Below are 1,608 nucleotides of genomic sequence, written 5' to 3'. Positions count from 1 at the left end.
GGAAACCCCACACTACCATCGGCGATACATCGTTTCACTTCTGAGTTCGGGATGGGATCAGGTGGTTCCAATGTTCTATGGTCGTCAAGAAATTCGGGTACCAAGTCGTGGCCAGCGGCCTCGCCTCAGCAAATCAGGTATGTGATCAGGTCGTTCGTCTGTGCTGCAAACTTTCGGTTGCTGTCGTCTTCACAGTCACCGCAATCTGGCTCTCTCGAATCACAAATTGCTTGGGTGTTATATGGTCAAGCCTCACGGGCAATTAGTATTGGTTAGCTCAACGCCTCACAGCGCTTACACACCCAACCTATCAACGTCGTAGTCTTCGACGGCCCTTCAGGGAACTCAAGGTTCCAGTGAGATCTCATCTTGAGGCAAGTTTCCCGCTTAGATGCTTTCAGCGGTTATCTTTTCCGAACATAGCTACCCGGCAATGCCACTGGCGTGACAACCGGAACACCAGAGGTTCGTCCACTCCGGTCCTCTCGTACTAGGAGCAGCCCCTCTCAAATCTCAAACGTCCACGGCAGATAGGGACCGAACTGTCTCACGACGTTCTAAACCCAGCTCGCGTACCACTTTAAATGGCGAACAGCCATACCCTTGGGACCGGCTTCAGCCCCAGGATGTGATGAGCCGACATCGAGGTGCCAAACACCGCCGTCGATATGAACTCTTGGGCGGTATCAGCCTGTTATCCCCGGAGTACCTTTTATCCGTTGAGCGATGGCCCTTCCATACAGAACCACCGGATCACTAAGACCTACTTTCGTACCTGCTCGACGTGTCTGTCTCGCAGTCAAGCGCGCTTTTGCCTTTATACTCTACGACCGATTTCCGACCGGTCTGAGCGCACCTTCGTACTCCTCCGTTACTCTTTAGGAGGAGACCGCCCCAGTCAAACTACCCACCATACACTGTCCTCGATCCGGATAACGGACCTGAGTTAGAACCTCAAAGTTGCCAGGGTGGTATTTCAAGGATGGCTCCACGCAAACTGGCGTTCACGCTTCAAAGCCTCCCACCTATCCTACACAAGCAAATTCAAAGTCCAGTGCAAAGCTATAGTAAAGGTTCACGGGGTCTTTCCGTCTAGCCGCGGATACACTGCATCTTCACAGCGATTTCAATTTCACTGAGTCTCGGGTGGAGACAGCGCCGCCATCGTTACGCCATTCGTGCAGGTCGGAACTTACCCGACAAGGAATTTCGCTACCTTAGGACCGTTATAGTTACGGCCGCCGTTTACCGGGGCTTCGATCAAGAGCTTCGCGTTAGCTAACCCCATCAATTAACCTTCCGGCACCGGGCAGGCGTCACACCCTATACGTCCACTTTCGTGTTTGCAGAGTGCTGTGTTTTTAATAAACAGTCGCAGCGGCCTGGTATCTTCGACCGGCATGGGCTTACGGAGCAAGTCCTTCACCCTCACCGGCGCACCTTCTCCCGAAGTTACGGTGCCATTTTGCCTAGTTCCTTCACCCGAGTTCTCTCAAGCGCCTTGGTATTCTCTACCCAACCACCTGTGTCGGTTTGGGGTACGGTTCCTGGTTACCTGAAGCTTAGAAGCTTTTCTTGGAAGCATGGCATCAACCACTTCGTGTTCAA

Annotated in this window: 2 rRNA genes (1 of these 2 only partly in view); both read right to left on the bottom strand. The window is 52.8% G+C overall.

Features of this window, described 5'->3' with window-relative positions:
• Positions 1 to 89: ribosomal RNA gene (rrf, locus tag ACIQAL_RS31535) — 5S ribosomal RNA — on the bottom strand; the annotation flags it as partial.
• A gap of 152 nt (positions 90 to 241) precedes the next feature.
• Positions 242 to 1,608: ribosomal RNA gene (locus tag ACIQAL_RS31530) — 23S ribosomal RNA — on the bottom strand; it runs 1,624 nt beyond the window's last position.

Origin of the sequence: Pseudomonas sp. NPDC088368 (assembly GCF_044753445.1) — a bacterium.
In the GTDB taxonomy this organism is placed as follows: Bacteria; Pseudomonadota; Gammaproteobacteria; order Pseudomonadales; family Pseudomonadaceae; genus Aquipseudomonas; species Aquipseudomonas bambusae.
The sequence above is the reverse complement of the archived record's forward strand: the minus strand, read 5'-3'. Positions and strand labels throughout refer to the sequence as shown.